This is a genomic window from Arthrobacter sp. 35/47, from assembly GCF_000520475.1.
In the GTDB taxonomy this organism is placed as follows: domain Bacteria; phylum Actinomycetota; class Actinomycetes; order Actinomycetales; family Micrococcaceae; genus Arthrobacter_D; species Arthrobacter_D subterraneus.
This window is the reverse complement of the sequence record NZ_KI914581.1, coordinates 182,239-190,024: the sequence shown is the minus strand read 5'-3', so window position 1 is coordinate 190,024 and position 7,786 is coordinate 182,239. Positions and strand designations below refer to the sequence as shown.

Annotated in this window: 9 protein-coding genes; 3 read left to right on the top strand and 6 right to left on the bottom strand. The window is 65.7% G+C overall.

Annotated elements, in window-relative coordinates; genetic code table 11:
- Positions 1-348: aldo/keto reductase (locus X803_RS17010; protein WP_035777395.1), on the top strand; the 348-nt coding region annotated here is incomplete at its 5' end.
- 11 nt (positions 349-359) lie between these two features.
- On the opposite strand, the gene X803_RS0101275 is transcribed toward X803_RS17010, so the two are convergent.
- A complete protein-coding gene (locus X803_RS0101275) occupies positions 360-743 on the bottom strand; it encodes a DUF2177 family protein (protein ID WP_026543716.1) in 384 nt (127 codons plus the stop codon).
- On the opposite strand from X803_RS0101275, the gene X803_RS0101270 reads away from it, so the two are divergent.
- Positions 742-1,476 (top strand): lipoate--protein ligase family protein, encoded by a 735-nt coding sequence (locus X803_RS0101270; RefSeq protein WP_051470336.1) that lies wholly within the window; start codon positions 742-744, stop codon positions 1,474-1,476. The genes X803_RS0101275 and X803_RS0101270 overlap by 2 nt on opposite strands.
- 27 nt (positions 1,477-1,503) lie before the next feature.
- On the opposite strand, the gene X803_RS0101265 is transcribed toward X803_RS0101270, so the two are convergent.
- From X803_RS0101265 to X803_RS0101245, 5 genes are read right to left on the bottom strand one after another with little or no spacing between them, the layout of a single operon-like run.
- Complete coding sequence (locus X803_RS0101265; protein ID WP_026543714.1) at positions 1,504-2,082, bottom strand: adenylate kinase; 579 nt, start codon at positions 2,080-2,082, stop codon at positions 1,504-1,506.
- Positions 2,083-2,107: 25 nt separating this feature from the next.
- Positions 2,108-3,259 carry a bifunctional 2-methylcitrate synthase/citrate synthase gene (locus tag X803_RS0101260; protein WP_026543713.1) on the bottom strand — a complete coding sequence of 384 codons (1,152 nt, stop codon included), beginning with the start codon at positions 3,257-3,259 and terminating at the stop codon, positions 2,108-2,110.
- A 35-nt stretch (positions 3,260-3,294) separates the two neighbouring features.
- Positions 3,295-4,200, bottom strand: coding sequence for a methylisocitrate lyase (gene prpB / locus X803_RS0101255; RefSeq protein ID WP_026543712.1), 906 nt, complete (start codon positions 4,198-4,200; stop codon positions 3,295-3,297).
- 2 nt (positions 4,201-4,202) lie between these two features.
- Complete coding sequence (locus X803_RS0101250; RefSeq protein ID WP_026543711.1) at positions 4,203-5,723, bottom strand: MmgE/PrpD family protein; 1,521 nt, start codon at positions 5,721-5,723, stop codon at positions 4,203-4,205.
- 30 nt (positions 5,724-5,753) lie between these two features.
- Positions 5,754-6,395: a GntR family transcriptional regulator gene (locus X803_RS0101245; RefSeq protein ID WP_026543710.1), complete on the bottom strand. Its 642-nt coding sequence runs from the start codon at positions 6,393-6,395 to the stop codon at positions 5,754-5,756.
- Between the two features lie 169 nt (positions 6,396-6,564).
- Here X803_RS0101245 and X803_RS17005 point away from each other — a divergent pair.
- Positions 6,565-7,786 (top strand): AMP-binding protein (locus tag X803_RS17005; RefSeq protein ID WP_035777393.1); only part of this gene is annotated, 1,222 nt, incomplete at its 3' end.

Genomic DNA, 7,786 nt, shown 5'->3' with positions numbered 1-7,786 from the left:
CGCCTCGGTGAGAACCCGGACCGTGGCATGGAAGCGTGGAAGAAGCGCAACGCCCAGGAGCGCACCTGGGCGATCATCGACGTCGTGCTCGAGATCGCAGAAGCACGTCAGGTGAGCGCGTCCCAGGTGGCGCTGGCGTGGGTTGCCCAGCAGCCTGCCGTGACCTCGGTGATCCTGGGCGCGCGGACCACCGAACAGTTGGCCGATAACCTCGGCGCGGCAGGACTGCTGCTGAGCGAGGATGAGATCGCCCGGCTCTCCGACGTCAGCGCCCCCGAACTCGCGGACTACCCGTATGGGACCCCGGGCGTGGAGCAGCGGAGCCGCAACATCGACGGCGGCCGATAGGCTCCTGGCGGTCAGGCGAAGACCAGCCAGGTCACCAGGGTGATCAGGCCGGTCAGTACCGTGCCCCACGCCAGGTCCACCACTACGACGACGGCGGGCCAGTTCTTGAGGGTCGCCGCGTTGGTGAGGTCATAGGTTGCGTAGCCGAAGAATCCGAGGGCCGCGCCGTACCCCAGCGCGGCCGGCCACGAACCGGCCTGCAGTGCGGGTTGAAGTGCGAAGAACACGATCCCGGCGATATAAATGAGGTAGAAGGCTGCGGCGTAGCGGAAGTCCGGTTTCGGCGCCATGAGCTCGGTGAGATGGCGGCGGTAGAACCCGCTCATCGACTTCAGCCAGACCGCATCGAACATCAGGAACGCTGCAGCGGCAACGACGAACTGCAGGAAGATCATGGGACAGGAGCCTAACGCAGTGGTTACTGACCCGTGGTCCCAACGGCGCCTGCAGGTGCTGCACGAGTCCTCGTCCGGCGCGGCGGCGGACATGGAGCGGGGGCTCACGCTGCTTCGCCAGGCTGCCCGCGGAGGTCTCGATCCCATCCTCCGCATCTACCGTCCGCAGCCCACAGTTGCCTTCGGGCAGCGCGACACCCGCCTGCCCGGATTCAAGGCGGCAGCCGCGGCAGCCCGTGAGCAGGGCTTCGAGCCGCTGATCCGCAAGGCCGGCGGTCGGGCAGCGGCCTACCATGAGGGCTGTCTGATCGTTGATCACATAGAACCCCATGACGACGCCGTCCTGGGCTCACGGGCGCGCTTCAGCATCCTGGGCGGACTGCTGGCGGATGCGCTGCGCCGCGTCGGCGTGGATGCGCGGATGGGGGAGATTCCCGGCGAGTACTGCCCGGGAGAATTCAGTGTGCACGGCGTGGGCAGCACACACTCAGTGAAACTCGTCGGGACCGCGCAGCGGGTTGTCTCCGGCGGGTGGCTCTTCTCCTCGGTGGTAGTGGTGGAGCGCTCCGCGCCCATCCGGCGCGTCCTCGAGGCAACCTATGCCGCCCTTGAGCTGCCATGGGAACCGGCGACGGCGGGAGCCGCCGAGGATCTGGTGCCCGGTGTCACCGTGGATGCGGTGAGAAACGCCGTCGTCGCTGCCTATGAGGACGCGGTCGTTGCGCCCTCATAGGCAGCCGGGGGTCAGCTTCCGGCCGGTTCAGGCCGCCGGGGTCTCCCTGATGGACTGCATAGCGCGTTCGGTGACCTCGTCTACCGGGCCGATGCCGTCTACCAGCGTCCGGATGCCGCGTTCGGCGTAGCGGGCCACCACCTCGCCGGTTTGTCCGGAGTAGAGATCCAGGCGGTGGCGGATGACATCCTCGGTGTCGTCACTGCGACCGGATTCCCTTGCACGGCCCAGCAGGCGGGCCACGAGTTCCTCGTCATCGGCTGTGAGTTGCAGGACGACGTCCAGCGTGTGGCCGCCGTCGGCCAGAATCCCGTCCAGATAGTCAACCTGTTCGATGGTGCGCGGGTACCCGTCCAGGAGGAAGCCTTGCTCCACGTCGGTCTCGCTGAGCCTGTCCCGGACCATCCCGTTGGTCACGCTGTCCGGAACGAAATGCCCCGCGTCCAGGTACTTCCCGGCTTCGACACCCAGCGGCGTCCCACTCTTCACGTTGGCACGAAACATGTCACCGGTGGAGATTGCCACAATCCCCAGGCGCTCCGAAATGCGTTCTGCCTGCGTGCCTTTGCCCGAACCCGGTGGTCCGATAATCAACATCCTGGTCATTCCATAACCTTTCGTGGAAACCAACCTAGAGGGACCGCTGCTCCACACCGTTGTAGGCGCTCAAGGGGCGGATCAGGGAGTTCGCTGCGGCCTGCTCCATGATGTGAGCGGTCCACCCGGTAATGCGGCTGGCGACAAAGAGCGGGGTGAACATCTCGGTGTCGAAGCCCATGAGGTGGTACGTGGGCCCGGCAGGGTAGTCGAGATTCGGTTTAATGGCTTTCGCTTCCTCCATGGCCTGCTCCAGTCCGTTGTACAGACCCAGCAGTTCAGGCCGCCCGTAGTGGGCGATCATTTTGTCCAGGGCTGCCTTCATGGTGGGCACGCGGGAGTCGCCGTTCTTGTACACGCGGTGGCCGAAGCCCATGATCTTCTTCTTGTGGGCGAGGGCGTCCTCCATCCAGGCCTTGGCCCGTGCCGCTGCTTCCTCGCCGGATTCCCCGGACCGGATACCTATCTCCTCGAACGTGTGCATGACGGCTTCATTGGCACCGCCGTGCAGGGGGCCCTTGAGAGCGCCGATGGCTGCTGTCACAGCGGAATGAAGGTCGGACAGGGTTGACGTCACTACCCGCCCGGTAAAGGTGGAGGCGTTGAAGGAATGCTCCGCGTAGAGAATCATCGATACGTCAAACGCCTCGACAACCTCCGGTGCGGCCTCCTCACCGAAGGACATCCAGAGGAAGTTGGCGGAGTAGCCGAGGTCGGCCCGGGGCTCTACCGGTTCAGTGGGGCGTCCCGTGCGTCGGCGGCGCTGGTCATAGGCCACGACGGCGGGCATCGCCGCGAACAGATCCAGCGCTTTGGCCATATTGGCCTCCGGGCTCGAGTCCCCGGCCAGAGGGTGGCAGGCGCCCATGACCGAGGCGGCCGTGCGGCAGACGTCCATGGGATGGGCGGTGATAGGGAGGGCGTCCACCACCTGTTTCACCACAGGTTCCAGGGCGCGGCCGGCCCGTTCCTGCTGGATAAATGCGGCGAGCTCTTCGGGGCTGGGGAGCTCTCCGTTCCAGAGCAGATAGGCGACCTGCTCGAAGCTGCAGTTGGCGGCCAGATCCTGGACCGGGTAGCCCCGGTACAACAGCGAGTTGGTCTCGGGGTTGACCTTGGAAACGGCGGTGGAGTCCACCACAACGCCGGCAAGGCCCTTGCGGATTTCAATGGTTGCTGAGGTCATAAGACTTCCTTGTCTGGGTGTTCCGTCCGGGCGGACTAGTTGGTTCCTGGGACCTGGAAATTGAAGACCCCCGTATCGAAGCGGTTGTAGGCCTCATAGTCCACCAGGTCATACAGACGTGCACGGGTGAGCATATTCCCCACCTCCGCCTCCTGGCTCCCGGTGGTAGTGATCGCGTCGAGTGTCCGTTCAGCGGCGCCCATGGCACTGCGGAGCAGCGTCACCGGATAAATGACCATGTTCACACCCACGCCGGCCAGCTCCTCTACAGTGAACAGCGCACTCTGACCGAACTCGGTCATGTTGGCCAGGATGGGGACGTCCACCGCGTCGCGGATGGCCTGGAATTCGGAGAGGTCTTTCATGGCCTCGGGAAAGATGGCGTCCGCCCCGGCCTCCACGAGGGCCCGGGCACGGTCCTGCGCCGCTTCCAGTCCTTCCGTGGCACGGATATCGGTGCGCGCCATGATCAGGAAATTGGGGTCCCGCCGTGCATCGGCCGCGGCCCGGATGCGCTTGGTCGCGGTCTCCAGATCCACCACGTTCTTGCCGTCCAGGTGCCCGCAGCGCTTGGGATTGAACTGGTCCTCGATGTGGCAGCCGGCCAGCCCGGCGTTCTCCAGTTCCTGGACGCTTCGCGCAACATTCATGGGCTCGCCGAAGCCCGTGTCCGCGTCAACGATGGCGGGCAGGTCCGTCATCCGCGCGATCTGCCCGGCACGGGTGGCCACTTCGGTCAGTGTGGTCAGGCCGATGTCCGGCAGTCCGAGGTCGTTTGCGAGCACCGCGCCTGAGATGTAGACCCCGGGAAAGCCTTTTTCCTCGATCAGCCGGGCCGAGAGCGGATTGAATGCTCCCGGGAACTGCTGGATGGTGCCGGAGGCCAGGAGTTCCCGGAACTGTTGCCGTTTCTGTTCGGGTGTCTTCGTCGAGTACAGCATGTCTAGAACAGTCCTTTCGGTGCTGCGGCGAAGTCGATGACTCCGGGGGCGGCAGTGATGTTGAGCTGGTCCAGCTCACCGGCGGCCAGCTGCGGGAGCCGGGCTGCGGCGTCGAGGAACCGCTCGATCTCGGCCTCTTCGACGAGGCCGGCCGCGAGGGTGCGGAACTTGTCGATGTACTGCTCACGGGCGAACGGCCGGGCGCCGAGGGGGTGGGCGTCGGCGACGGCGATTTCGTCGGTGATGACGGTCCCGTCGGTGAGGGTGATTTCCACCGAGCCGCCGAAGGCTTTCTCACTGATGTCCAGGGAGTGATAGCGGCGGGTCCATTCCTGATCTTCCACGGTTGCGACCTTCTGCCACAGTTCCACGGTGTCGGGACGGGATGCACGTTCCGGTGCATAGGAATCAACGTGGTGCCAGGCGCCGTCCTGCAGTGCAACGGTGAAGATGTAGGGGATCGAGTGGTCCAGGGTTTCCCGGCTGGCGGTCGGGCTGTACTTCTGCGGATCGTTCGCGCCGGAACCGATGACGTAGTGGGTGTGGTGGCTGGTCCTGATCAACACCGACTTCACGTTGTCCGGCCTGGTGGCTTCGGGATGCTCCCGGTTCAGTTTCCGGGCGAGGTCGATCCAGGCCTGCGCCTGGTACTCCGCCGAGTGTTCCTTGGTGTAGGTATCCAGGATGGCCCGCTTGGCCTCGCCCGGTGTCGGCAGCGGAACCAGGTAGGAAGCGTCCGGCCCATCGAGCAGCCAGGCGATGAAGCCGTCTTCGCCCTCGTAGATCGGGACAGGGGAGGTCTGCCCGCGCATGGAGCGGTCCGCCGCCTCCACGGCCATCTTGCCGGCGAACGCGGGAGCGTGGGCCTTCCAGGTGGAGATTTCACCCTTGCGGGACTGCCGCGTGGCCGTGGTGGTGTGCAGGGCCTGGCCGACGGACTGGAAGATGGTTTCGACGTCGAGCCCGAGCAGGGTCCCGATGCCGGCGGCCGCGGAAGGGCCGAGGTGTGCCACGTGATCGATCTTGTGCTTGTGCAGGCAGATCGCCTTGACGAGGTTGACCTGGATCTCGTAGCCGGTGGCGATGCCCCGGATCAGGTCCGCACCGTTGGAGCCGACATGCTGCGCCACGGCGAGGATCGGCGGGATGTTGTCCCCCGGGTGGGAGTAGTCCGCCGCGAGGAACGTGTCATGGTAGTCCAGTTCCCGGACAGCGACGCCGTTGGCCCACGCCGCCCATTCCGGGGAGACGCGCTCACCGATACCGAAGACATTGGCCCCCTTGCCTCCGGTCGACGGCCCATGGGTGAGTGCCTGGGCACGGGCGGCCACGATGGGTGCGCGGTTCAGCGAGGCGATGGCTACCGAGGCGTTGTCGATGATCCTGTTGATCACCATTTCGGTGACGTCGTCGGTGACGGCTACCGGGTCCGCCGCCACCAGCGCTATCTTGTGGGCCAGCTGGTCCTCGCGCGGCAGGTTTTCCTCGCTCTTGTATACGCGGACGTGATGTTCCTTAACCATGGGGGCTCCTTGCTGATGCGATGTATGGGGCTAATGGGCTGTATGGGTGGCTTTGAGATGGGAAAGGCTTCGGTGCAGGTGCAGGGTGGTGGCGGCTTCCGCCAGGCGGGGGTTGCGGGCCGCTATCGCCTCGGCAATCGCCGCGTGCTCGCCGGCCGCTGCGGTGAGCCGCTCGGCGTCGTCCGCCGCCAGCCGGCGCACACGCACCAGGTGGATGCGCAGGCTCCGCATAGCCTGGGCGAGATAGGAGTTGGAGATCGCGGCGTCGATGGCTGTATCCAGCCTGCCGACGAGCCCGTAGTAGTCATGCCGGGCGGGATCGTGCGCGCCGATCAGCCCGGGTGCATCGAGCAGTTCCTTCTGGAGCTGTTCGAAGAGTGCGGCATCGCCCCGCCGGGCAGCCAGCGCCGCTGCCTTGCACTCCAGTGTTTCGCGGAGCTCGAACAGTTCGTCGATGTCGGCCAGCGAAATATCGGTGACGACGACGCCGCGGCCGCCCGCCGCCGTCGTCAGTCCTTCAGCGGTGAGCCGGCTCAGGGCCTCCCGGAGCGGCGTCCGTGAGACGCCGAGGCGCTCGGACTGCTCCACTTCGCCGAGGACGGCGCCCGGGAGCAGGCGCCACTCGATGATGTCCTCGCGGAGGGCCTCGTAGGCCTTTTCGCTGGCGCGCATCCCTGCCTCCCTCACTGATTTGCACTCAGTGTATACAGAAACCGCCAATTGGGGCCAGTAATCCGACTAAACCGCATGAAATAATCGTCCTGTGTATACAAAATCCTTGTGCCTTTCACCCCAGCCCGGCTAGCATGAGCCGCATCACATCATCGACGGGATGGAATTCATGGTCATGAGCAATTACCGGGACAGCTACGCGCACAGCCTGGAAAAGCCGGCGGAATTCTGGCTGGATGCCGCCGCGAACGTTTCCTGGTCGACCCCGCCGCACCACGCCATCGACTCCAGCCGTGCACCGCTGTACGGATGGTTTCCCGACGGCGTCCTCAACACTTCCTATAACGCCCTGGACCGATATGTGGAGGCTGGCCGCGGGGACCAGGAGGCCCTGATCTATGACTCCGCCATGCTGGGCATCCAACGGCGTTACTCCTATTCGGAACTGACGGATCTCGTGGCCCGGTTCGCCGGTGTGCTGCGCAGCCACGGCGTAGGTACCGGCGACCGCGTGGTCATCTACATGCCGATGATCCCCGAAGCCGCGATCGCCATGCTGGCGACTGCCCGGCTGGGAGCTGTGCACTCCGTCGTCTTCGGTGGCTTCGCCCCCAGGGAGCTGGCAGCCCGCATCCGCGACGCCGCGCCCACGGCAGTGGTCACGGCCTCCGGCGGCGTCGAGCCCTCGCGCCGGATCGAGTACCTGCCCGCTGTCGGCGAAGCCCTCACCCTGGCCGGCGCCGAAGATGTGCCCGTCCTGGTCAAGGCCCGCGATGGCTTCGCCGCCACCGTGGCGGACCACGCGGGATGGCTGGACTGGGACGCCGAGATGAGCACCGCGGTGCCTGCCGCACCCGTCGACGTCAAGGCCACGGATCCCCTGTACATCCTCTACACCTCCGGCACCACCGGAACACCAAAAGGGGTGGTGCGGGACAACGGCGGCCATGCCGTCGCCCTCAGATGGACCATGGAGAATATTTACGACGTCGGTCCCGGTGACGTCATGTGGACAGCCTCCGACGTCGGCTGGGTGGTGGGACACTCATACATCGTCTATGGCCCGTTGCTGGCGGGCGCCACTACGGTGATGTACGAAGGAAAGCCGGTCGGCACGCCCGACGCCGGAGCGTTCTGGAGGGTCATCGAGGACCACCAGGTGAACGTGCTTTTCACCGCGCCCACTGCCCTGCGTGCCATTCGAAAGGCGGACCCGGAGGCCGATCTGCTGGAACGGCACAACACGTCCAGCCTGCGCACCCTGTTCGCGGCCGGCGAGCGCCTGGATACCGACACCTTCCACTGGGCGCGGCGGGTGCTGGGGGTGCCGGTAGTGGACCACTGGTGGCAGACCGAGACCGGCTGGGCCATCTGCGCCAACCCTCGCGGGC